Raw genomic sequence first — 23,717 nt, forward strand, 5'->3', positions numbered from 1 at the left:
GGGGGCAAGCCCCCAGACCCCCGTACGGCCTCCGGCCGTGTCCTCAAACGCCGGACGGGCTCCAAAGGAGCCCCGCAGGCGATTGAGGCGCGGGGGTTCGGGGGCAGAGCCCCCGATTCGGGAAGGGGCGGGTAGGGGAAAGGCCCGCCGCAGGCGCCCGAGGCAGGACTGGACGAATGCTCTGACGATCACGGTTGGGCTCCTGCCTTCACTCGGCGACGCCGGACGTACATCAGCGCCGCTCCCCCGAGCGCGACCGCCCCGCCCGCGCCCCCTGCCAACCCCCACGGGACGTACCTCGCCGAGGCCGTCGCCTCGGCGTGGGCGCCGCCCGGGGCGGTCACGCGGAGGGTGATGTCGACGGAGTCGAGGGCTGGCGGGTCGGCGGACCACGGTTCGGTGAGATCGACGCGGCGGCCGGGCTCGAGCCTCAGCGGAAGTGCGCGGGCCGGACGCGACAGCAGGGTGCCCGTGAGGCCGGCGGCGTGGACCGAGAGACGCGGGGCGAGGGTCGTGTTGCCGCGGTTGACCAGGGCGTAGTGGACGCGCCCGCCGGCCACTCGCACGTCCTCGACGGTGAGTGCGGCGAGCGTGGGGCCGGCGACCCGCGCGTGGACGCGTACGACCGCCGCGCGGCCCCCGGCCGTCGCGACGATGCGCGCGGGGTGGTCGCCGGGCGGCGCGGTCGTCGGCACCGTCACGGCGAACGGCACATCGGCGCGGGTACGGGGCGGTACGGTCACCCGGTCCGAGGCCAGGGCGATCCAGCGGGACCCGGCCGGGCGCAGGCGTACGGTCAGCGGCTCGGCGCCCGGGTTGGTCACCGACAGCCGGTCCTCCAGCACCGCGCCGGGCAGGCCCTCCAGGTAGACGTACGGTCTGCCACCCGCCGCGGGCTGCGCGGTCCAGCCCGGCTCCGTCGAGGGCACCGCAGGCGCGGACGCGGGCACGGCCGCAGACGCCGACGGGACCACGGACGGGAGCAGGGCGGCGGCCAGCAGGGCCACGCGGGACAGCACGGTCAGCTCGCGGAGCGCGCGCCGCGGCGGGTCAGCCAGAGCACACCCGCCGCCCCGGTGAGCAGCACCGTGCCGCCGAGCGTGCCGAGCGCGAGCGCGGAGTCGAGAGGTCCGGTCCTGGGCAGCTCGCCCGAGCCCGTTCCCGAAGCGGTCTCGGTGCCGCCCCCACCTGAGCCACCGGAGCCGCCGGAACCGCCCGCGCCCTGGACGTCGAGTTCGAGGGACGGCTTGGGGTTGTTCTTGGGGGTGCACGTCGTGGTCGTGCCGAGGGCCTTGATCGTGAGCACCCCGGCGGTGAACGTGACCTTGCCGCTCTTGCCCGGCTTGTACGTACCCGTCAGATCGCTGATCTTGATGGGGGTGTTGGCCGGGATCGCCTCGGAGTTCGTGGGCCCGGAGACCGGCAGGGTCCCGCTGCCCACGCCGCCCAGCACGATGACCGCGCTCGGCTTCATGGCGCCCTTGCCGAGCTCGACCGGGCTGGACGAGACTCCCTTCTCGAACGACATCGTGACCTGGTACCCGCTGCCGCTCTTGACGGCCTTGATGTCGATCGGCGACACGGCCCCTTTGGGCCCGATCGGCGTCTGACACTGGTAGTTGACGTCCACGACATCGGCGTGTGCGACGGGGGCGGCCATCAGCACCACCGAGCCCGCGACCGCCGCTGCCAGCACGAGAGCTGTCCGCTTCTGGTACGACACCTCGAATTCCCCTCAGTTACTGACGGCACATCAGATCGGGCGCTCAAGGTACGCCCGGCGCCTTGTCGAGGGAAGACAAAGAGCACGCCGTATCGACGTGCTCTCCAACAACTCCAGATCAGCCACTACTGGGCCGTGTCTTCGAAGTCCCGTCCGCCCGGCGGCGCCTAGGACGGCGCGGCGAGCTCCGCCCACACCGTCTTGCCGGGTGCGCCGGGGGTCCGTACGACCCCCCAGTCCAGGCAGAGCCGCTGCACGATGAACATGCCGTGCCCGCCGGGTCGGCCCGCCCGGTGCGGGGTGCGCGGCGCCGGCTGGCCGGTGCCGCGGTCGGTGACCTCCAGGCGCAGCACCTTGGTGTCGCTGGAGACACGCAGTTCCTCCGGGCCCTCCGCGTGCAGGCAGGCGTTGGTGACCAGCTCGGACACGACGAGCAGGACGTCCTCGGCGGCGGCGCGGCGGTCGGCGGACGCGGCGGGCAGCCAGCCCCAGTCGTACAGGGCCTGCCGCGTGAAGTCGCGGGCCATCGGAACGATGCCGCTGGCACTCCCCAGCGGGAGTGCGCGCACCCGGCCGTCAGGGACGACAGAGGCCGCTCCACCACCGGCGGCGTCCGGCTCGGGGCCGACGCCGTCCGGCGGATGCTGCCGGGTGGTGCTCATCAGCGCTTCACCTCACCGATTCACCAGTTCGCGCTTACGTCAGTACAGAGAGTGCGGGCGCCCGCACAGTCTCTTCTGTGCGGTCCGCGGGTGTCTTCTGCCCGGCCGAATCGTGTCAACACCCACCGTTTCGGCTCGGGCGCCGATCATTCGGTCAGTGCCGCCCCGAGCGAGTCATGGACGGTGAAGACCGCGTCCGCGCCGGTGATCTCGAAGACCCTGGCCACCACGGGCAGCATTCCGGCGAGATGGACCCCGCCACCGGCCGCCTCGGCCTTGAGCCGGGCACCGAGGAGCACATTGAGGCCGGTGGAGTCGCAGAACTCGAGGAGTGAGCAGTCGACCACAAGGCGTGTACGTCCTTGATCGAGTGCCTCGTCGAGTGGTGCACGCAACAATGGGGCCGTGTGGTGATCGAGCTCACCCTCTGGTGTCACCACCGCGCTCCGACCCTCGGTCCGCACCTCGACCCGAAGTCGGCCCCGATTGCCGCTGCCGACCGTCTCGCGGTCCATGAACGTCCTCTTCGCCGATGCCGTTGACGTCCGCAGAACATTACGCCTTCCGTACGCTCATCGGTACCCGAACTCCCCCGCAAGTAAGACATATATGACATTGGACACTTGCAACGTTCGGTAAAGAGCAGGTAGGGCTAGTAGGGACACACCCAACACGGTCGGCTTCGGAGGCGCCGCTACACCGCAGCAAGAGGAATGGCATCGGCAGCCATATGCCGAGAACGATGGAGGAGACCCCCATGTCACCCCGGCTCGACGCCACGCGTACCCCCCACGCGCCGTCGGCAACCCTGCCCCAGCAGCTCACACATACGGAAACAGATCTCGAAGAGCTCGGCCTCCCGGAGATCCCGCCGTTCGACGAAGTCGGACCGGTGGACGCGAGGGCCCTGTCGAAGACGCTCTTCGCCCGCCTCGAAGTCCTCGAGGAAGGCACCCACGAGTACGCGTACGTCCGTAACACCCTGGTCGAACTCAACCTGGCCCTGGTCAAGTTCGCCGCCGCCCGGTTCCGCTCCCGCAGCGAGCCGATGGAGGACATCATCCAGGTCGGCACGATCGGGCTCATCAAGGCCATCGACCGCTTCGAGCTCAGCCGTGGCGTCGAGTTCCCGACGTTCGCGATGCCGACCATCGTCGGCGAGATCAAGCGCTTCTTCCGCGACACGTCCTGGTCCGTTCGCGTACCCCGGCGACTCCAGGAACTCCGCCTCGATCTCGCGAAGGCCGGCGACGAACTCGCCCAGAAGCTCGACCGGGCCCCCACCGTCGGCGAGCTCGCCGAGCGGCTCGGGCTGAGCAACGACGAGGTCGTCGAGGGCATGGCCGCGAGCAACGCGTACACCGCGAGCTCGCTGGACGCCCAGCCGGAGGAGGACGAGACCGAGGGCGCCCTCGCGGACCGCATCGGCTACGAGGACCACGGCCTCGAAGGCATCGAGTACATCGAGTCGCTCAAGCCGCTGATCGCCGCGCTGCCGGCGCGCGACCGCAAGATCCTCTCGCTCCGCTTCGTCGTCGGTATGACGCAGTCGGAGATCGGGGACGAGCTCGGCATCTCGCAGATGCACGTGTCGCGGCTGCTGTCGCGCACGCTGGGGAAACTCAGAAAGGGCCTCACGGTCGAGGAGTGACCTCCTCGCCCCATCTCCCTCTCCCGAAGGGCCTGTTCCGTTACGGAACGGGCCCTTCGGCCGCTTCCGCCTTATTGACGGTGCGGTCCGGTATGGGCCACATTGAGCCGGGGGCTCAGGGGGGACCGTATGGCTTTTGGGGAGGCTCCTGTCACGGCGCTGGAAGCGCGGATGCGCGACCGCCTCGGCAGGGAAGTGCTGTACGTACCGTCGTGCCGGCTCGGGCTGTACGTGGCGCTGCGCCACTGGTGCCCGCCGGGCGGGCGGGTGCTCATGTCGCCCGTCAACGACGACGTCATCTTCTTCGTGGTGCTCGCCGCCGGGCTCCGCCCCGTACAGGCGCCGCTCGATCCGCGCGACGGGTCCCTCGACGTGGCGGCCGTCCCCGAAGCGGTGTGGCGCGGACTGTCCGCCGTCCTCACCACGAACCTGTACGGCAACCCCGATCCGGCCCCCGAACTGCGCGCCCGCTGCGACGCGTCGGGCATCCCGCTGCTGGAGGACGCGGCGCACGCGATCGGGTCGCGGGTGGGCGGGCGGCCGGTCGGCGCGTACGGCGACGCGTCCGTGTTCAGCCTCTCCAAGCACGCGGCGGCGAAGACCGGCGGCTTCCTGGCCGTCGCCGACCCGGCGCTGCGGGGCGCGCTGGAGAAGGCCCGCGACGACCTCCTCGCCCCCTCCCGGCTCTCCTCCGAACTCGCCTACGCCCTGCGCCCGTACGCGGAGGCGGGCGTGCGCGGACTGCGGCTGGTGCGGGCGGCCCGCGCGGCGATGCGGCTGCTGGGCATGGAGGAGCGCGAGGAGATCCGGATGCCGCTGCGGGCGGGCGAGCTGGAACAGGCGGTGCCGGCGGCTCCGGCGCTCGCCCCGTTCCACTCCTGGGTACGGGTCGACATGCACGACTACCGGATCGCCCCTGGCCCGCTGCGCGCGAGACGCACGGCCCGGCTCCTCGACCGGCTCGACGCCCGCCTCGACGCCCATCTCGCGGGTACGCGGCGGCTGTTGTCCACCGAGTGGGCGCCCCCCGGCGCCGCACAGCCGCAGCCGCTGTTCCGCGTCCCGCTGCTGGTCGCCGACCGCGACGCCGCGATCGCCGCGCTCGCCCGGCACCGGATCACCACGGGCTATCTGTACGACCCCCCGCTCGACGACTACGCCTCCGACCTCTTCACCGACCCCTCCCCCGCCCCCGGCCCTGCCCGCTGGTTCGCCCGCCACGCCCTCCCGGCGGACCCGCTCAAGGCGGACCGGATCATCGCCGTACTGCGGGAGTCGGGCACGCGCCCCGTGGGCGGGATCGGTGACTGACACCACCCGGCTGCGCAGACCCGACGTCACCGGGGCGACGCCCGTCGCACCGGAGGAAGCGGCCGAGGACGGCGGCGCCGGCGCGGACTCCATGTTCCGCAACGCCTATGCGCTGATGCTGTCGACCGGGGTGTCCGCCGCGCTGGGGCTCGGGTTCTGGCTGGTGGCCGCGCGGTACTACACGGAGGAGGCCGTCGGGCAGGGGTCCGCCGCGATCGCGGCGATGCGGCTGCTCGCGTCGATCACCGCCACGACGATGATCGGCGCGGTGGTGCGGTACGTGCCACGGGCCGGGCGGGCGACCGGGCCGCTGGTGTGGCGGACGTACCTGACGAGTTCGTTCGTCGTGTGCGCGGCCTGCGTGGGGTTCCTGGTCACGCTGGACCTGTGGGGGCCCTCGTACGCGCCGCTGCGCGGGCCGGCCGCCGGGGCCGTCTTCACCGCCGCGTGCGTCGCGTGGGCGCTGCTGACGCTCCAGGACGGGGTGCTGACCGGGCTGCGCAAGGCGGTCTGGGTGCCCGTCGGCAACGCGGTGTTCTCCATCGGCAAGCTGCTGCTGCTCGCCGCGTTCGCGACCGCCATGCCGGTGCTCGGCGTCTTCGTGTCGTGGGCCGCCGCGATCGCGCTGTCCGTGCTGCCCCTCGGCTGGCTTGTCTTCCGTCGGCTCATCCCCCGCCAGGCCGCTGCCGACCGCGACCGCGAGCCGCCGCGGACGCGGGACATCGGGCGGTTCCTCGCCGGGGACTCGGTCGGCGCGCTGTTCTCGCTGGCGATGATCAATCTGCTGCCGGTGATGGTCGCCGTCCGCTTCGACGCCGCGCACAACGGCTTCTTCTACATCGCCTACACCGTCGGCGGCACGATGGAGTTCATGGCCATCAACATGGCCTCCTCGCTGACCGCGCACGCCTCGCACAGCCCGGAGAGCCTGGCCGAAGGCGTGCGCGGGGCACTGCGGCGGATGGTGATCCTGCTGGTGCCCGTCGTGCTGGTGCTCGTGGTCTTCGCACCGCAGATCCTCAGCCCGTTCGGACCGGACTACGCCGAGCACGGCACGACCGTGCTGCGGCTGCTGGCCGCCGCGGCGCTGCCGCGCGTCGCGGTCGAGCTGTACATCGGGGTGCTGCGTGTGCAGGGGCGTACGGGAGTGCTCGCCGTGCTCCAGGGCGTCATGTGCGCGCTGGTGCTGGGCAGCGCGGCGGTGCTGCTCGGGCCCGCCGGGATCTCCGGGGCGGGCCTGGCGATGCTGCTGTCGATGACGCTGATGGCCGTCGTGTCGGCGCCGGGCCTCCGGGCGGCGCTGGCGGGGCGCGAGCCGAAGCCGTCGCGTTTCGGGCGGCGGCGGGCGGCGCCCGAGTACGGCACGTCGTGGGCGCGGAAGGCGGCGGAGCGACGGGCGGCGCAGGTACAGGCGCGGGCACATGCAGGGGCGAAGCCGGAGGCGGAGGCCGGGGCGCGGGACGGGTACGACCCCTCGTGGACGCGGGAGACCGTGTATCTGCGGGGCGTCCACGACACCCCGACCCCGGCCTTCGGCATCCCGGTCCACGTCGCAGAACCGGACGGTGACGAATCGTGGCTCGCCGGCTGGCTGTGGCTGCTCCTCGGGCTCGCCGCCGGGCTGTTCTGGATCCCGCTGTCGCGGGCCGAGGACGTCGCGGCCGGGCGGCTGTCGGGCACCGAGCTGCTGCGCGCGCTGCCGCCGGTCACCGTCACGGCGGGGGTCCTGCTGATCGTCGTCGTCTGCGCGGCCGTATCGCTGCGGCGGCCACGCCCCGCGCTGCTCACCGCCGGTCTGCTGATCACGGTCTGTGCCCTGCACACGGCGCCGCCGCTGCTCGGCATCCGGCCCCGGCCGGCCGACGGGGCGTGGCTCGGGGCACTCGCGGAGATGTTCGCGAACGTGGCCGGGCCGGTCACACCCGGGGGCGTCCTCGCCGTGCTGCCGGCCGTCATCCAGCTCCTGTGCCTGGCCCTGGCCGCCGTGGCGCTGGGGGCACTCGGCGTTCCGGCGCGCGCGACGGCGGGCGCGTTGTGGGTGCTGGCGGTGGCGGGCTGGGCGGCGCAGGACGCGTTCGCGACGGCCGCGCTGCCGGTGTTCACCGGCTGGTTCGCGGCGGCCGTCGCGTCGCTGGCGTACCGGCGGTTCCGCCGCCTCAGCGCGTCGGGACCGGCTGGTTGAAGTAGTCGTCCCGGCCCGCCTCGCGATAGCCCTCCAGTCCCGGTCCTCCGTCGACCGTCAGATCACAGCCCGGTCCCGGTACGGCGCGGTTCCAGTGGACCATCGCCCGCACCTCGGGCAGAGTGGGCGCGACCTGGGGGATCTCGGCGTACCAGTCGCGCTGGCGCCGTGGCTGAGTCGGATCGGGCGCGGTCGCGAACTCCGCGAGCATGACCGGCTTCCGGTCGGAGATGTTGGCGCGCAGCCAGTCGTACGAGGGCCGCTGGCTGCGGTCGAAGTCCAGCCAGTTCGGCGACTTGTGGCAGAGGTAGTAGTTGTACTGGTCCATGCCGATCCAGTCGACGTACTCGTCGCCCGGGTACAGCTGCTTCATCTTCTCCGCGTTGCCGAGGTAGCCGGAGACGGTCCACACCCACACCACGTTGTCGACGCCCAGCTCCTTGAACCGGTCGTGGATGTGGCGGTAGGCGGCGACGAACTCCTCGGGGGTGCCCGCGCCCTCCTTGATGCGGAAATCGGTCTCCTGGTCGAAGGAGAAGAAGACGCGCTTGCCGTAGGCCTTGAGGCGGCGGGCCTGCGGGTCGATGATGTCCCGGTCGTGCTTGCCGGAGGCGATGTTCTTCCAGCCGAGCTGCTTCTCGGTCCAGTTGGCGTGGTGGGGCTCGGTCCACACGGTGGATTCCCAGGCAAGCATCAGCAGCCGGTCCCGGCCGAGCTCCTGTTCGTCGGCGGTGAGCAGTTCGCCGTCGAGCGGGGTGTTCGACATGTCGTGGTAGTTGTAGACGAGATCGAGCTTGCGGCCGATCTTCTTCTCGAAGGCGTACACGGCCTCGGTGAGGGAGCCGCTGGGTGCGTACGGCACGTACGCGCCCCACCAGGCCCCGCAGCGCGGTTCCAGCTTCTCGGTGGGGGCGCAGGGCCCGTGGGGTAACGCCCCCGATGCCGCGTTGCGCGGGAGGCCGTCGCCGCCCGGGGGCGGCCCGGTGCCGCCGGGCCCGGCGAGCCACACCCCCAGCCCGGCGAGCAGCACGCCGACGGCGGCGAGCGCCAGGGCCGTGTACGTGCTCGTACGTCGTGAGTCATCCCCGTGCCGCCCCGTCATCGGCCCCTCCCGGGCCCAGGTTTAGCGCGCTCGACGGCCCCTCTGGTGGCCGCGGGCAGCGGCACACCGGGCAGGGCGGCCACGATCGTCACGAACGCGGCGAGCGAGATGAGGAAGGCCGTCGCGGAGAACGTCTCCGCCAGGAAGAGCGAGGTGGCGGTGAGCGCCCCCAGCGCCAGGCTGAGCGGCGCGGCCAGCGCCACCGCCTCCAGCCGGGCCCCCGGGCGCAGCCCGCCCGGCTGCGGGTGCAGCAGCGCGAGGCCGGGGCCGAGGGTGACGAAGAGCAGCACCGGGATCCACCGCAGCGGCGATCCGCCGGGCAGCGCGGTGGCGGCGAGGGCGAGCCAGCCGGATGCGGCCAGGGCCGCTCTGAGCTGTGCCTGTGGTCGGTTCGGCATGGCGACCTCCGAGTCACCGGACGGAAGGGGTGGACGGATCGGTGCACGCGGCGGGTCCGCCCGGGGCCTGGGGTGCGTACACACCTACGACCGGTGGGTGGTGTGTGCCACCCGTCCGGCCCCGCGGAACGCATGCCCGCAAACCGCCGGCGGCGACGGCGGAGCCGGCTGTCACGGGACGTACTTCAGAACGAGCCCGTGCTCGTTCTCCTCCACGACCCGGAAGCGCGGCGAGGCCTTCAGGTCGGCCTTCAGGGTCGCGAAGCTGCCGGGCGGCAGATAGCCCTCGCCGATGACCGCCTTCTCCTGGGTCGGGGTGAGGATCACGTACGCCGGGCGGCCCTCGGGGATACCGCGTGCGAGATAGCCCGCCGGGTCCTTCAGCATCTTCAGGTTCTCCGGCACTTCCTGTTCGGTGAAGAACCAGCGTTCGTACTGGTCGTAGCGGTAGTACGCGCCGGGGAACGAGCCGGTCGTGGCGAGGATCAGTGCCCCGCCCGGAGCCCGCTCAAAGGCCCGTTCCGTGAGGGCGACCTCGGCGGGCGGGGCGTAGTGCATGCCTTCCTTGCCGTAGTACGAGGGCAGGAAGCCGGCCAGCAGGGCGGTGAGCGCGACGGGCAGGGCGACGGTGGAAACCCGCCGCGCCGCCTTCAGCGCGCGCCCGCTCCCACCCACCGCCGGAACCAGCGCGGCGGCCGCGAAGAACGCCGTGCCCGGCAGCCCGAACAGGTAGACGCGGAAGAGCATTTCGCCGCCGTAGTCGTTGACGGCGAACATCGGCACGGGCGCCGCCGCCGCGAGCAGCAGCGGCAGCGCGCCGCGCGTGAGCCTGCGCCGCAGCAGCACCGCCGATCCGGCCAGCACGGCGAGCGCCAGCACCATCAGGATGTTGGCGGCCCCGACGAGCTCGGGTCCGGGACCCGTCGGCTCACCCGCGTACCCGGCGCGGGAGTTGGCGAGCAGGTCGCCCGCCGACTCGCGCAGCGTGCCGAGCGTCTCCAGGAACAGCACCCGGCCCATCGTGAGGTCCCAGATCAGCATGATCAGACCGGCGACGGCGAGCAGCCCCCAGTTCCGGTAGCGCCGGGTGAGGCAGAGCGCGAACAGCGTCGCGCACAGCATCACGGGCGTGAGCTGGTGCGACGCGTTGATCGCCGCGATCAGCGGGGCGACGATCACGACGGCGACGGCCCGCTGCCGGGTACCGGTGGGCGGTGGGACGGCGGCCGCCGCCGGGTCCAGCGCGCTCCGGTCGCGCAGTCCGCCCGCCGATCCCGGCCGCACGAAGTGCCGCAGGACGACGGCGAGGACGGTCAGGTACAGCAGGTACGAGAAGCCCTGCGGCGAGAGGTAGTCCTGGCCCACCCAGTTGGCGAGCTGGAAGATCCACACCGCGGTCCACACGAGCCGCCAGTCGTCGCTGAAGGTCCGGTAGATCAGCACCAGGACCGGGAGCGTGAGCACCCCGAGCGCGACCGGCGCCCAGTTGATGTACGAGGCCGCCGCGTCGACCCCGAAGGCCTTGACCAGGGCCGCGTTGAGCGAGAAGAACCCCGGCCACTGGTCGTACGCCGACATTCCGCCGGACAGCTCGGTCCCCGGATGGACCGTGCCCTCGGCGAGCAGCCGCGAGATGACGGCGTCGTGCTTGGACGCCCAGGCGTAGCGCACCGAGTCGTAGAGCACGGCGGGCGGCGCCTTGAGGGCCACGAGCATCGCGACGCAGTACGTCAGCGGCCACCAGGGGGCGGTTCCGGCCCGCCGCAGGGTGACGAGGAAGCCGGCGGTGAGGACGGCGAGGGCGAGGTGGAAGGGGAGGGGGAACCGGTCGAGCAGGCCGTAGTCCCCGGTGTCGCGGAAGCCGATCCGGGGCAGGGCGTACAGCCACAGTCCGGCGGCCACCAGCAGTGGCAGGCAGCTGAACAGGGTCTGCGGACCGGGCGGTCGCGGTCGTCCTCGGGCGGGCGGCGGCACGGCGCCGGTGTCGTCCGGTTCGGTGGGGGGCAGCACGCCGCTCCCGGTGACCGTCGTGGGCACGCGTTGCTGCTGCACTGTGCGACTCCCCCCTGACCCCTTCAGCGAAGTATAGGAACGCGCGCCGGTTTTGACCCGGCTTACACCAAGATCACCCGGCGAACTCGGGCCCCTTCACCGACGCCCGCGCCTTCCGGTACAGCCGCCATCCCACCGTCGGCAGCGAGTCCGGATACGGCGCGACCCGCGCCCCCGAGCCCTCCATCCACGCCTCGACGTCGGCGACGGTGTGGCTCCGGCGCACGATGAGCCGTGCGATCCGGTACGCCTCGTCCGTCTCGGAGCTGAGCGCGTGCCGCACGGCGACGGCCGACTCGTAACCGGCGGACCGGGCGGCCCGGCGCACGGCCTGGCTGTTGTATCCGTGCGGATAGGCGAGGTGGCGCACCTCGTGGCCGAGGGTGTCCTCCAGGACCGCTTTGGAGTGCGCCAGTTCGTAGCGCAGCCGCTGCGCGCCGAGCGTGTCCAGCTGCGGGTGGGTGACCGTGTGCCCGCCGACCTCCATGCCGTACTGCTCCAGCAGCCGCGCTTGCGCGAGCGTCATCATGGGGGCGGGCGGCAGCAGACTGTGCAGCCCGGGGGTGATGGCGCCGGTGGTGAGGTAGGCGGTGGCGGGCAGCCCGCGGGAGGCGAGCGCCTCGGCGGTGGGGCCCGGCAGATCGGCGAATCCGTCGTCGAAGGTGAGGACGACGGGGCGGGGCGGCAGCTCCCCGCGTCCCGCGAGATGGTCGGAGAGGGTGCTGATCCGGACCGGGGTCCGGCCGCTGGCGACGATCGCGTCGAGCTGGGCGGCGAACTCCCGTGGCCCGACGGTGAATTCGGCGATCCAGTCCGGCGGGTCGTCCATCACGGCGTGGTAGAGCAGGACGGGTATCCGGGGCGGCCGGGACGTGCGGGCTGTCCGGGGTGTGCGGACTGTCCGGGGTGTGCGGGATCTGCTCATCTCCCCTCCCAGGGAAGCGGTATGCCGCGCACCCGGCGCCGGGCCTTCGCGTAACCGATGGGTCCGTACAGCATTCCGCGCCGCTCCAGCCGCGAGAGGGCGCGCGGCCATGGATGGCTGTTCGTGCCGTGTTCGCCGGGCACCCCCTGGCCATCGCCGCGGTGGGCGGTCATCGCGCGGGCGTGGGCGAGGCCGCGCGGGAGGCGGGCGAGCAGCGCCGGGAGCAGGGCGGGGCGGCGGGCGAGGGTGGCGGTGAGGTACGCGGTGAGCCCGGCGCCGTAGCCGTACGCCTGGTTCCGCAGGTCCCGCGCGGTTTCGCGGTGGTGGTGCCAGACGAGCGCGTCCGGGGTGTAGCGCAGCCGGTGGCCCGCGGTGAGGATCCGGACGAACGCGTACAGGTCGTCGCCGCCGCGGGCGGGGGTGCCGGTCCCGGTGGCCGGGTCGAAGCCGCCGACGGCCTTCAGCGCGCGGGTACGGAAGGCCATGTTGGCACCGGACCCGAAACGCCCCGCCGTGAACGGGAACAGCGGCTCGTCGGCGGGCGGCCGCGCCGGGTCGTACGTACGCGGGGCGAAGCCCTTGGCGAAGCCGCCGTGGCTCTCCAGCAGGATCTGCGCGGGCGTGGTGAGCAGCGCGGGCAGGATCAGCCCGGTGACGCAGCCGGTCCTCGGGTCCTCGGCGAACGGTGCGGCGATCGCGGTGAGCCAGTGCGGGTCGGCGATGACGTCGTCGTCGGTGAACGCGATCACGGCGCCGTCGGCGGCGGCGATCCCGCGGTTGTGGGCGGCGGCGAGACCGGGCACGGGCTCCTTGACGTACCGCACGCGGTCCGCGAACTTCCCCTCCACGAGCTCCCGGGTGGCGTCGGTGCGCGGCGCGTTGTCGACGACGACGATGCCGAAGTCCGGGTGGTCCTGCGCGAGCAGCGAGTCGAGAGCGCGGGCGAGCTGGTCGGCGCGCTCGCGGGTGGCGACGACGACGGTCGTACGGGGCAGGTCTCCGATGAGCTCGGGCTCGGGCGGGCGGATGCCGCTCAGCTTCTCGCGCGCCGCCGCCGCGAGCGCCTCGGCCGGGTCGGCGCCCTCGGGAACGGTCGCGGTGACGGTGGCGACGGGCCGCCCGCGCAGCCGTACGAGCACGAAGACCTCACCGGCGGCGACGGGCACGCCTCCGGGGCCGGGCCGCAGGGCGAGGACTCCCCGCGTGTCCAGGTCGAGTTCGGCAACCTGCATGTGCGTCCCCCCAAGCTGTGTCAGCGGTTCACTTGTCCCGGAACCGTCCGATGTGGTTCAGCGTTTTCTGCGCGTACGCGGCGAGCCGTGGCCGGTTGCGTACGTAGCTGTGCGCGCGGCGCGCGGGCTCACGGCTCAGCCAGTAGAGCGCCGCGCGCGGCCCCGGCCGGGTCGAGGAGCCCTCGTGCACGCGCAGTTCCCCGGTCTTGAGCGCGTCCTTGTACTCGGCGGCGCCGCGCCCCAGGTCGAGCACGCCGATGCCGTCGGCCGCGGCGGCCTCGGCCATCCGCAGATGCAGGATCAGGCCGGGCGAGTACTTGGCGAACTCGGTGTCGTACGCGGGAAACCAGCAGGACAGCACGGTCCGGGAGCGCAGCCCGAAGTGCGCGGCGACGGGCCGGTCCGCCGCGTACAGCACGGAGAGCACTCCGGAGCAGGCGGGCGCGCGGGTGTCGTGCAGCCCGCGCACCAGCGCGTTGATCCACTCCTGCGCGAACCGGTCCCGCCGGCCGGTCCTGCGGTACTGCGCGGACTTCCACTCCATGAGCGTGCGCAGCGCGGCCGGGTCACGCTCGTCGAAGACGAACCGCAGGTCGCCCGCCTGCCGGCCGAGCTTGCGCTCCTTGGCGCTGGTCGTCCGGAAGAACTTGGGCGACTGCTCCCGCAGCCGTTCCTCGTACGCCGCGTACCCCTCGCCGACGTCGATGACCGGCGAGCCGAACTCCTCGGCACTGTCCGGGACGAAGAGCCCCTGCCCCGCCTCCAGGTTGTCGAACTCCCAGGCGGACAGCGCGCAGGCACCGAGCAGTTCGCGGGCCGTCAGCCGCAACCCCGGCCGCAGGACCGCCCCCTGACAGTCGGACACCCCGAGGCCGATGGCGCGCCCGTGTCCGAGCGGGCCGTTCTCGTACGGAAAGAATCCCGCCACGGCCCCGTCGTCCTCGATCACCGCCACCCTGGCGGAGCGGGGCCTCACGCGGCCGACGGCCACGGTGAACTCCGGTTCCATGAACGGATTGGCGGGCGCCCCGGACTTGGCGCGCAGTTCGCGCCAGGACTCGCTCTCTCCCTCGTCCAGCTCTGCGGCCTTCACGACATGAATGCGGACATGGCTCAACGCGACCCCCCGGTCTCCCCTTGAGCTCCCCCGAGCTTTCCCCGTAGGGACGGTACCGGCGGAAAACCCCCTGGGGTAGGGAGAACAGGTCAGGCTGTGACCAATCCGTGAAGCAATGTGAAGTTGTGTGAAGGGTGGGGCGAACGGGACGAGACTCGCCCCTGCACCCCCGTGCCCGGCCGGCAGCCGGTCCGGGTCAGGCCACGTCGGTCCGCAGCTGGGCACGGGCGATGCCGAACAACTCGCGCTGCTTCGCAAGCCGTTCGGGCGTGGCCACGGTGTCGATCAGCAGCTGGTAGACCCTGCCCGCGTCACCGGCGACGAAGACCTCCACGCGCTTGCGCGGTTCCGTCTGGCCCGCCCCGTGGTAGTCGATCTCCAGCCACACGGCGGCCTTGCCGCCCTGCCGGGTGGCGCGGGGGACGGACCTCACATCGGCCATGGAGGAATCGGCGGTCCTGCGGTACCAGGCGAGCTGGCCGTCGGCCGCGGCCTGGGCGGTCGCGCCGTACGAGGTGTCGCGTTTGACGCTCATGTCGTAGGTGCCGTCCGCCGACTTCCAGATGGTCTGGATCGCGTTCTCCTTTTCCTTCTTCCAGCCGTCCGGGACGGCGAAGGAGACCGCGAGTGCGGGGTTCGTGACGCGGCGCCAGCCCGCGGGCGGAGCGGGCTGCGAACCGGGGGCGGCTTTCGTCGGCGTGGGTGTCGGCGTCGGCGCGGCGGGCGGCGGGACCGCCGTGACGCCCCCTGTCGGCGCGCCCGTGGGCGCGTTGCCGACGAACGGCACTCCGAAGAGGGCCAGCAGCAGCCCCACGACCGCGGTGAGCGCCGAGACCAGGGCCGCCAGCTCACCCAGCCGCCGGGGCGGGGTGCCGGTCCGTCCGGCATCGGGATCCGGTCCCGCCCCCGATGGTGAGGCGCCAGTCACCCACCGCTCCCTCCGCCGCTGTCGCGTGCACGTCCGACGTATTCAACTCGACCGCGCCGAGGCTGTCAGCAGCGATTTACGGCCGCCGGACGACCCGCTCGCCACCCCGCCGCACTTCCGCGACCAGGGGATCGTCCCGGCCCCGTAGGCGTGCTCGGCCGCGTTCGGCTCTCGCCGCCGGAAGCGAGGCGCTTGACCCTCACGTGGCGTCAGGCCGCATAGTCGGTGCTGTGGAGGAGCAGCTGACCGTGGGACGCGTGGGCAAGCTGGCGGGCGTGAGCGTCCGCACGCTGCATCACTACGACGAGATCGGGCTCGTACGGCCGTCGGCACGAACCGCGGCCGGGTACCGGGCCTACTCGGCCGGCGACGTGGAGCGACTGCGCGAGGTACTCGCCTACCGGCGCCTGGGCTTCGGACTGCGGGAGGTCGCGGACCTGGTCGGCGACCCGTCCACCGACACGGTCGCGCACCTGCGCCGGCTGCGCGGCCTGCTGCTGGAACGGCGCGCTCACGCCGATGCCATGGTGGCGTCCTCAGATCCTCAGCATCACGGCGGCGGAGCCAGTTCGGCGTGGCGAAGGCCGCGGAACGCGTCGGGGCTCGCCCAGCCGCGCAGGGCGGCGTGAATCGCCGAGTCGAATGTGGCGTCGGCCGTGGGGGTATCGAGGGCTTCGGCCAGTTCGAGCGTCACGAGGCCGTGCAGGGTGACCCACAGGGAGAGGGCGATCGACGTCGCTTCGCCGGCGAGGACGGAACTCGTCACGGCCCGGTCGATCGCCGCGATGAGCGGCCGGACGGGGTCACGGGTGCCGATCGCGCCTGACGGATCGAAGGATTGGGCCCCTCCGAACAGCACCGTGTACAGGTGGCTGTGCTCGCGTCCCCACCGCCGGTAGGCGACGGCCAGGGCATAGAGGTCGGCGAGGGGATCCTCAGTGGCCGGCACCGCCGACACATCCTGGAACAGGCCGGCGACAGCCCTGTCGCGTACCGCTCCGATCAGTCCGTCCTTGCCGCCGAACAAGGAGTACACCGCCGTCGCCGACGTACCGGCGCCCGCCGCCACGGCGCGGACCGTGACCGACTCCCGCGAACCCGTCGCCAGCATCTCGGTCGCGCACGCCACGAGGCGCTCTTTGACCGCCTCGTCGTTCGTCCTCGGTCTGCCCATGACGAGCAGCCTACCCCCTCTGATAACGTCGTTTTGAAACAGCGTTCTGAAACCTGGGGGCTCATCATGTCCGCATTCGCCAAACGCCTGGTCCGCCTCACCGGAGGCTTACTCCTGGCGCTGACCGCCGTCGCGACGCCGGTCGTCGTCTTTCTCGGGTTGATCGTCCTCACGGACGGGGCCGGCTCGGGACTCGCCGCCTGGCTGACGACCCTCGCGGTCGCTTCCGTCGTCGCGCTGTGGCGGAGCCGGCGTCGTACCCGGGCGGCGCGACTCGTGCCGTTCGTGCCGGTGGTCGTCGCGGCAGCGTTGACGGCGACGGTCTGCGTCCCGACCGTGCCCACCACCCGGCAATTCCCGCCCGCCCTGCCCTTCGTGGCCACCCAGCACTGGAGCCTGAACACCGGCAGCAGGGTCGCGGTGTACCACTACCCGCCCGCGGACCCCGGCGCCCGGCGCCCGATTCCGCTCGTGTACCTCAACGGGGGACCGGTCCGCGGCATATCGGTGCTCGACCACCGGTTCCTGCAACTCCTGGCACGGCAGGGCTACGACGTCTACGCCTACGAACAGGCCGGCGGCGGACGCAGCGATCTGCTCCCCATGGACCAGTACACGATCTCCAGGTCGGTCCGTGACCTCAACGCCTTCATCCACCGTCTGGGCAAGGGCAAGGTCGACGTCCTCGGCTTCTCGTCAGGCGGGGTGGTGCTCACCCGAGCCCTGGCCGACCCCTCCGTCAGCGCACGGATGCACCGGGCGATCATCGCCGATCCCGGCCCGATGGACGGTCCCACATCGAGGATCACCGGCCACAAGGGCCGTCCGTCCGCGCGCGACCTCGCACCGGGCATGACCGGACCGCGATCGACGCACATCCCCCGGTACGCCGTGGCGTTCGGCCTCATGCGACTCGGACTCCTCACCCCCGACACCGGACTGATCGGACAGGCCGAGGGCGACAACGCGTTCACCGCCGCCGACCTGGGCAGCGACACCGCGTCCGCCTACTGCGCGCGCGACGCGCATCGCATCCCGTCCGAGGACACGGCGGACAACTTCTCCTTCAGCCCCGCCGCCAGCCTCCGCATCCAGCAAACGGTGCGGGACTCCCCCTCCATCGCCCCGCAACTGAGGCGCTCGAAGACGCCCACCATGCTGATGATCGCCGAGTGTTCTTCCCAGGTCCGTCAATGGGCGACCGCCATCCTCGCCCATGACCCCGCCGTCCAGCGCACGCAGTACATGCCGGGAGTCGGGCATCACATGTGGAACGGCCTGGGCGACAACAACGACCGGGCAGCCGCCGTCGTCAGCGCGTTCCTCCAAGGCGAGCCGACACCTCTGCCGAACCACCCCGGTCGCGAGGAGATCCCCACCTTTCTGCGTGATCGCCGGTGACGATGACGAACATCCTCGACGGGCAACCTCGACGGACATCCTCGACGACGAGGACACGTCCCTGGGCGTCCTAGCGGGTGCCCCGGGCGACCCGCTCGCCGCGCCGCCACACCTCCGTGACCAGCGGGACTCCGGGGCGGTACGCCAGGTGGACGTGCGACGGGGCGTCCAGGAGCGCCAGGTCGGCGCGGGCGCCCGGGGTGATGCGGCCGATGTCCGTGCGGCGCAGCGCCGCCGCGCCGCCGGCCGTGGCGGACCAGAGGGCCTCGTCCGGGGTCATGCCCATGTCGCGTACGGCGAGCGCGATGCAGAACGGCACGGAGGACGTGAAGGACGAGCCCGGATTGCAGTCGGTGGACAGCGCGACCGTCACCCCCGCGTCGAGGAGGCGGCGGGCGTCCGGCCACTCGGCGCGGGTGGAGAACTCGGCGCCGGGCAGCAGGGTGGCGACGGTGTTGCCGGAGGCCAGGGCGTCGACGTCGTCCTGCGTCAGGTGGGTGCAGTGGTCGGCGCTGGCCGCGTCGAGCTCGACGGCGAGCTGCACGCCGGGGCCGTAGGTGAGCTGGTTGGCGTGCACCCGGGGGGTCAGCCCCTTCGCCCTGCCCGCGGTGAGGATCGCGCGCGCCTGGTCGCCGTCGAAGGCCCCCTTCTCGCAGAAGACGTCGACCCAGCGGGCGTACGGGGCGCAGGCGTCGAGCATCTCGCCCGTGACGAGCCCGACGTACGCCGCCGGGTCGTCGGCGTAGTCCGGGGAGACGACGTGGGCGCCGAGGTACGTCACCTCGTCCGTGTGGCGGGCGGCGATGCGGAGGGCTCGGGCCTCGTCCTCGACGGTGAGCCCGTAGCCGGACTTCGTCTCGAACGTGGTCGTGCCCTGGCGCAGGGCCTCGTCGAGGTAGCGCGTGAGGTTCGCCTCGAGCTCGTCGTCGGTGGCGGCGCGGGTCGCGGCGACGGTGGTGCGGATGCCGCCGGCGGAGTACGCGCGGCCGGACATACGGGCGTTGAACTCGGCGGTGCGGTCGCCCGCGAAGACGAGGTGCGAGTGGGAGTCGACGAACCCGGGGATCACGGCCCTGCCCCCGGCGTCGACCCGGTTGTCAGTGGCGGGTGCTTTGCTTGATTCACCGACCCAGACGACACGGTCGCCGTCGATGACGACGGCCGCGTCCTGGATCAGGCCCAGGGGGGTTCCATCACCGAGGGAGGGATCGTTGGTGACGAGACTGGCGATGTTGACGATGGCGGTGGCGGTCGTCGCCACGGTGCTGTTCACGCTCGTGGGGGCGGTGGTCGCCGCCGGGCTGTTCGTCGCCTCGGTGCCGGTGTTCATGAGAGGTGTCTCCTTCAGCCGCGCAGGGCGGCGATCGAGTCCGCGAGGGCCCGGGGCACGTCCGGCACGGAGTGGTGGGCCCCGTCCCGTACGACATGGCGTCCGGCCACGACCGTGTGACGGACATCCGCTGCCGACGCTGCGAATACCGCCGTCTCGGCTGCCAGACGCGGTACCGGTCCCGCTGTCCTGACGCTGTCCAGGGCGATCGTCGTGAAGTCGGCGAGGGCGCCCTGCTCCAGGCGGCCCGCGTCGGGGCGGCCCAGAGCCGCGTGGCCGTCGGCGGTGGCCGCGCGCAGCAGGGCCGCCGCCGTCCAGTGGCCGCGGGTCCGGGAGCGCAGGCGCTCGTTGAGCTCCATCGCGCGGGCCTCCTCCAGGAGGTCGATCACCGCGTGGCTGTCGCTGCCGAGCGACAGCGGGGAGCCGGCGTGCTGGAGGGCGACCGCCGGGCCGATGCCGTCGGCCAGGTCCCGTTCGGTGGTCGGACACATGCAGGTGCCGGTGCCCGCCGTGCCGAGCAGCACGATGTCCTCGTCCGTGAGATGGGTGTTGTGGACGCCGGTCGTCCGCGGGCCCAGCACGCCGTGATCGGCGAGCAGCCGCGTCGGGGTGCGGCCGTGCGCGGCGAGGCACGCGTCGTTCTCCGCCGTCTGTTCGGAGAGGTGGACGTGCAGGGGGGCCTCGCGGGAGGCCGCCCACTCGGCCACGGTCGACAGCTGGTCCGCCGGCACCGCCCGTACGGAGTGGATCGCCGCGCCGATGCGTACCGTGTCGCTGTCCTTGAGCCCCGATACGCGCTCCGCCCAGGCCTCCGCGGTGCCGTCGGAGAAGCGGAGCTGGCTGCGGCCCGGCGGCTCGCCGAAGCCCGCGGACAGATACGCCGTGTCCAGCAGGGTGATCCGGATGCCCGCCTCGTCCGCCGCGGCGATGAGGGCCTCGCCCATCGCGTTCGGGTCGGCGTACGGCGTGCCGCCCGGCGCGTGGTGCACGTAGTGGAACTCGCCGACCGCCGTGATCCCGGCCAGCGCCATCTCCGCGTACACGGCACGCGCCAGCGCGTGGTACGAGTCCGGCGTCAGCCGTGCGGCGGTCTGGTACATGAACTCGCGCCAGGTCCAGAACGTCCCGGAGCCGACCTGGACGAGGCCGCGCAGGGCCCGGTGGAAGGCGTGCGAGTGGGCGTTGGCGAGGCCGGGGATCGTCAGGCCGCGCAGCACCGTGGCGCCGGGGGGCGGGGTCCGCACCCCGGTCCGTACGGCGGTGATGCGGCCGTCCGAGCCCGCGGCGGAGCCGCTGACGGACACTGTGAGGGCCACGCCCGGCTCGACGTTCGAGTCGAGCCAGGCGTGTTCCAGCCAGTACGTCGTCGTCACCTGCACGCGAGACCCTCCAGTACGTCGGCGAGCGCGAGGACCCCGGCGACGCAGTCGTCCTCGGCCGCGTACTCGGCCGGGGAGTGCGACACGCCCGTGGGGTTGCGTACGAACAGCATGGCGGTCGGGATGGAGGCGGACAGGATTCCCGCGTCGTGTCCCGCGCCCGTCCCCAGCAGCGGGGCCCGCCCGCCGAGCAGGGCGGCGATCTCGTCCCGCAGGGCGTGGCCGAACTCGACGACCGGGGTGAAGGACTCCCGTACGACCGTGAGGTCGATGCCGTGCCGGTCCGCGTACGCGCGCGCCGCCTTCTCGATCCCGGAGGTCACCGTGTCGAGCGTCGTCTCGTCCGCCGCCCGCGAGTCCAGCCAGCCGCGCACCAGGGAGGGGATGGCGTTGACGCCGTTCGGCTCGACGGAGATCTTGCCGAAGGTGGCGACGGCGCCGGCGAGCTCCGCCTCGCGGCGGGCGGCGAGGACGGTCTCCGCGTACGTCAGCATCGGGTCGCGGCGGTCGGCGAGGCGGGTGGTGCCGGCGTGGTTGGCCTCGCCGCGGAAGTCGAAGCGCCAGCGGCCGTGGGGCCAGATCGCCGACGCGATACCGACGGCGTCCCCCGTCAGGTCGAGGGCGCGGCCCTGCTCGACGTGCAGCTCGACGAACGCGCCGACCCGGGCGAGGCGCTCGGGGTCCGGGCCGATGGCCGCCGGATCGTACCCGGCCGCCTCCATCGCCTGCGGGAGCGAGATCCCGTCCGCGTCGCGGAGCTCGTACGCCTGCGCCTTCGTGAGCTGCCCGGCGGTGAGGCGGGAGCCGACGCAGGCGAGGCCGAACCGGGCGCCTTCCTCGTCACCGAAGTTGGTGATCGCGAGGGGCCTCGCGAACTCCGCCCCCCTGCGGCGGAGTTCGTCGAGCGCGGCGAACGACGACACAACGCCGAGGGGGCCGTCGAAGGCGCCGCCCTCGGGGACGGAGTCGAGGTGCGAGCCGGTGACGACGGCGTCCCCGGCGGCGGGGTCACCGAGCCAGGCCCACTGGTTGCCGTTGCGGTCGGTCTCGTACGTCAGTCCGCGTGCCTCGGCCTGCTCCTGGAACCAGGTCCGGCAGTCGGCGTCGGCACCGGTCCATGCGAACCGGCGGTAGCCCTTGGTGTCGGGATTGCGCCCGACGGGCGCGAGGTCCGCCCACATCTCGTGGAACGTGCCCCCACCGGGTTGTGGGCAGTCGTTCCCCTCTGCGGAACGGGTGGGCACAACCCGGCCCGCACCCGGCGACGATGCGCCCGCCCCCGCCGTGGGTCCCGCTTCGTGGGCGACTGCACGCCGGTGGTCGGGGTGCGCCCACCCGTCCCGCCCCGCGGGACGATTGCCCGCACCCATTACGCGTCACCCTCCCGCATCGGGATGCGGACGCCGCGCTCGGCGGACACCGACTCCGCGATGTCGTAACCCGCGTCGACGTGCCGGATCACTCCCATCCCCGGGTCGTTCGTCAGCACCCGCCGGATCTTCTCGCCCGCCAGCTTCGTGCCGTCCGCGACCGACACCTGGCCCGCGTGGATCGAGCGGCCCATCCCCACGCCGCCGCCGTGGTGGAGGGACACCCACGACGCGCCCGACGCCACGTTCACCATCGCGTTGAGCAGCGGCCAGTCGGCGATGGCGTCCGAGCCGTCGAGCATCGCCTCGGTCTCGCGGTACGGGGAGGCGACGGACCCGCAGTCCAGGTGGTCGCGGCCGATGGCGAGCGGGGCGGCGAGCTCGCCCGACGCCACCATGTCGTTGAAGCGCTCGCCCGCGCGGTCCCGCTCGCCGTAGCCCAGCCAGCAGATGCGGGCCGGGAGGCCCTGGAAGTGGACGCGTTCGCCCGCCATCTTGATCCAGCGGTGCAGGGACTCGTTCTCGGGGAAGAGGTCCAGGATCGCCTTGTCCGTCTTCGCGATGTCCGAGGCCTCGCCCGAGAGCGCCGCCCACCGGAAGGGGCCCTTGCCCTCGCAGAACAGCGGACGGATGTACGCCGGTACGAAGCCGGGGAACGCGAACGCCCGGTCGTACCCGGCCAGCTGCGCCTCGCCCCGGATCGAGTTGCCGTAGTCGAAGACCTCGGCGCCCGCGTCCATGAAGCCGACCATGGCCTCCACGTGCCTGGCCATGGACTCGCGGGCGCGGGTGGTGAACCCGGCCGGGTCCTTGGCGGCGGCGTCGGCCATGTCCTCGAAGGCCACGCCGACCGGGAGGTACGACAGCGGGTCGTGCGCGCTCGTCTGGTCGGTGACGATGTCGATGGGCGCCCCCATCGCGAGCAGCTGCGGGACCAGCTCGGCCGCGTTGCCCAGCACACCGATGGAGAGCGGCCTGCGCTGGTCGCGGGCCTCGGTGGCGAGCTGGAGCGCGTGGTCCAGGGAGTCGGCCCGTACGTCCAGGTAGCGGTGCTCGATGCGGCGCTCGATCGCGCGCGGGTCGCAGTCGATACAGATCGCGACGCCGTCGTTCATGGTCACGGCGAGCGGCTGGGCGCCGCCCATCCCGCCGAGCCCCGCCGTCAGCGTGATCGTCCCCGCCAGCGTGCCGCCGACCCCTTTACCCATTGAATGCAGCTTGGCCGCCACCGCCGCGAACGTCTCGTACGTGCCCTGGAGGATCCCCTGGGTGCCGATGTAGATCCACGAGCCGGCCGTCATCTGACCGTACATGGTCAGCCCGAGGGCCTCCAGACGCCGGAACTCCTCCCAGTTCGCCCAGTCGCCGACCAGGTTGGAGTTGGCGATGAGGACGCGCGGCGCCCACTCGTGGGTCTGCATGACGCCGACCGGGCGGCCGGACTGGACGAGCATCGTCTCGTCCTGCTTGAGGGTCTTCAGCGTGCGCACCATCGCGTCGAAGGAGCGCCAGTCGCGGGCGGCTTTCCCCGTGCCGCCGTAGACGACGAGCTTGTCGGGGTGCTCGGCGACCTCGGGGTCGAGGTTGTTCTGGAGCATGCGGAGCGCGGCTTCCTGCTGCCAGCCCAGGGCGTTCAGTTCCGTGCCTCGCGGTGCCCTGACCGGGCGGGGTCCAGACATGCCGATGCCTCCTCGCGACGTTGGGTCAACTATTCACATCCTTACTCGCTGAATAATTTCAGTCAACCGCTGCGGGCGAAGACATGCGGTGATTGGCTGGA

Annotated in this window: 20 protein-coding genes and 1 pseudogene; 5 read left to right on the forward strand and 16 right to left on the reverse strand. The window is 72.5% G+C overall.

Annotated elements, in window-relative coordinates; translation table 11 throughout:
- Positions 1–188: 188 nt before the first annotated feature.
- From ABT342_RS23575 to ABT342_RS23590, 4 genes are all read right to left on the reverse strand, one after another.
- Positions 189–1,019: a COG1470 family protein gene (locus ABT342_RS23575; RefSeq protein WP_351577197.1), complete on the reverse strand. Its 831-nt coding sequence runs from the start codon at positions 1,017–1,019 to the stop codon at positions 189–191.
- Between the two features lie 2 nt (positions 1,020–1,021).
- Positions 1,022–1,723, reverse strand: a complete 702-nt coding sequence (locus tag ABT342_RS23580) for a peptidase (RefSeq protein ID WP_351577200.1) — start codon at positions 1,721–1,723, stop codon at positions 1,022–1,024.
- 167 nt (positions 1,724–1,890) lie between these two features.
- On the reverse strand, positions 1,891–2,385 hold the full coding sequence (locus tag ABT342_RS23585) for an ATP-binding protein (RefSeq protein ID WP_351577203.1): 495 nt from the start codon (positions 2,383–2,385) through the stop codon (positions 1,891–1,893).
- Positions 2,386–2,531: 146 nt separating this feature from the next.
- Complete coding sequence (locus ABT342_RS23590) at positions 2,532–2,900, reverse strand: STAS domain-containing protein (protein WP_351577206.1); 369 nt, start codon at positions 2,898–2,900, stop codon at positions 2,532–2,534.
- A 242-nt stretch (positions 2,901–3,142) separates the two neighbouring features.
- Here ABT342_RS23590 and ABT342_RS23595 point away from each other — a divergent pair, with 242 nt between their 5' ends.
- The 3 genes from ABT342_RS23595 to ABT342_RS23605 all read left to right on the forward strand — a co-directional run bounded on the left by ABT342_RS23595 (position 3,143) and on the right by ABT342_RS23605 (position 7,529).
- Positions 3,143–4,036 (forward strand): RNA polymerase sigma factor SigF, encoded by an 894-nt coding sequence (locus ABT342_RS23595; protein ID WP_351577209.1) that lies wholly within the window; start codon positions 3,143–3,145, stop codon positions 4,034–4,036.
- 129 nt (positions 4,037–4,165) lie between these two features.
- Entirely contained in the window at positions 4,166–5,347 is a 1,182-nt protein-coding gene (locus ABT342_RS23600; protein WP_351577212.1) for a DegT/DnrJ/EryC1/StrS family aminotransferase, read from the forward strand.
- A complete protein-coding gene (locus ABT342_RS23605) occupies positions 5,340–7,529 on the forward strand; it encodes a lipopolysaccharide biosynthesis protein (protein ID WP_351577215.1) in 2,190 nt (729 codons plus the stop codon). The genes ABT342_RS23600 and ABT342_RS23605 overlap by 8 nt, the downstream gene beginning before the upstream one ends.
- Here ABT342_RS23605 and ABT342_RS23610 read toward each other — a convergent pair.
- The 7 genes from ABT342_RS23610 to ABT342_RS23640 form a co-directional block, all read right to left on the reverse strand.
- On the reverse strand, positions 7,504–8,631 hold the full coding sequence (locus tag ABT342_RS23610; protein ID WP_351577219.1) for a glycoside hydrolase family 26 protein: 1,128 nt from the start codon (positions 8,629–8,631) through the stop codon (positions 7,504–7,506). The two genes, ABT342_RS23605 and ABT342_RS23610, sit on opposite strands and share 26 nt — an antisense overlap.
- Positions 8,628–9,029, reverse strand: a complete 402-nt coding sequence (locus ABT342_RS23615; RefSeq protein ID WP_351577222.1) for a hypothetical protein — start codon at positions 9,027–9,029, stop codon at positions 8,628–8,630. The genes ABT342_RS23610 and ABT342_RS23615 overlap by 4 nt, the downstream gene beginning before the upstream one ends.
- A 171-nt stretch (positions 9,030–9,200) precedes the next feature.
- Complete coding sequence (locus tag ABT342_RS23620) at positions 9,201–11,081, reverse strand: hypothetical protein (protein ID WP_351577225.1); 1,881 nt, start codon at positions 11,079–11,081, stop codon at positions 9,201–9,203.
- 73 nt (positions 11,082–11,154) lie between these two features.
- Positions 11,155–11,910 carry a polysaccharide deacetylase family protein gene (locus ABT342_RS23625; RefSeq protein WP_351577307.1) on the reverse strand — a complete coding sequence of 252 codons (756 nt, stop codon included), beginning with the start codon at positions 11,908–11,910 and terminating at the stop codon, positions 11,155–11,157.
- A 92-nt stretch (positions 11,911–12,002) separates the two neighbouring features.
- Positions 12,003–13,238: a glycosyltransferase family 2 protein gene (locus ABT342_RS23630; RefSeq protein WP_351577228.1), complete on the reverse strand. Its 1,236-nt coding sequence runs from the start codon at positions 13,236–13,238 to the stop codon at positions 12,003–12,005.
- Positions 13,239–13,266: 28 nt separating this feature from the next.
- Positions 13,267–14,355, reverse strand: coding sequence for a GNAT family N-acetyltransferase (locus ABT342_RS23635; RefSeq protein WP_502965598.1), 1,089 nt, complete (start codon positions 14,353–14,355; stop codon positions 13,267–13,269).
- A 196-nt stretch (positions 14,356–14,551) separates the two neighbouring features.
- Positions 14,552–15,283, reverse strand: coding sequence for a hypothetical protein (locus ABT342_RS23640; RefSeq protein WP_351577231.1), 732 nt, complete (start codon positions 15,281–15,283; stop codon positions 14,552–14,554).
- A 248-nt stretch (positions 15,284–15,531) separates the two neighbouring features.
- Between ABT342_RS23640 and ABT342_RS23645 the strand changes: the two are divergent.
- Positions 15,532–15,825, forward strand: a pseudogene (locus ABT342_RS23645) (MerR family transcriptional regulator); the annotation flags it as partial.
- An 8-nt stretch (positions 15,826–15,833) separates the two neighbouring features.
- Here ABT342_RS23645 and ABT342_RS23650 read toward each other — a convergent pair.
- Positions 15,834–16,457 (reverse strand): TetR/AcrR family transcriptional regulator, encoded by a 624-nt coding sequence (locus ABT342_RS23650; protein WP_351577234.1) that lies wholly within the window; start codon positions 16,455–16,457, stop codon positions 15,834–15,836.
- Between the two features lie 66 nt (positions 16,458–16,523).
- Between ABT342_RS23650 and ABT342_RS23655 the strand changes: the two genes are divergently transcribed.
- Positions 16,524–17,858, forward strand: a complete 1,335-nt coding sequence (locus ABT342_RS23655; protein ID WP_351577237.1) for an alpha/beta fold hydrolase — start codon at positions 16,524–16,526, stop codon at positions 17,856–17,858.
- Between the two features lie 70 nt (positions 17,859–17,928).
- On the opposite strand, the gene hutI is transcribed toward ABT342_RS23655, so the two are convergent.
- The 4 genes from hutI to hutU form a co-directional block, all read right to left on the reverse strand.
- Positions 17,929–19,188, reverse strand: coding sequence for an imidazolonepropionase (gene hutI, locus ABT342_RS23660; protein WP_351577240.1), 1,260 nt, complete (start codon positions 19,186–19,188; stop codon positions 17,929–17,931).
- 14 nt (positions 19,189–19,202) lie between these two features.
- Positions 19,203–20,561 (reverse strand): formimidoylglutamate deiminase, encoded by a 1,359-nt coding sequence (locus ABT342_RS23665; protein WP_351577312.1) that lies wholly within the window; start codon positions 20,559–20,561, stop codon positions 19,203–19,205.
- Positions 20,558–21,748, reverse strand: coding sequence for an allantoate amidohydrolase (locus ABT342_RS23670; RefSeq protein ID WP_351577243.1), 1,191 nt, complete (start codon positions 21,746–21,748; stop codon positions 20,558–20,560). The genes ABT342_RS23665 and ABT342_RS23670 overlap by 4 nt, the downstream gene beginning before the upstream one ends.
- A gap of 188 nt (positions 21,749–21,936) precedes the next feature.
- Entirely contained in the window at positions 21,937–23,616 is a 1,680-nt protein-coding gene (gene hutU / locus ABT342_RS23675) for a urocanate hydratase (protein ID WP_351577245.1), read from the reverse strand.
- Positions 23,617–23,717: the final 101 nt, after the last annotated feature.

Origin of the sequence: Streptomyces sp. NPDC000410 (genome assembly GCF_040300305.1) — a bacterium.
Taxonomy (GTDB): Bacteria; Actinomycetota; Actinomycetes; order Streptomycetales; family Streptomycetaceae; genus Streptomyces.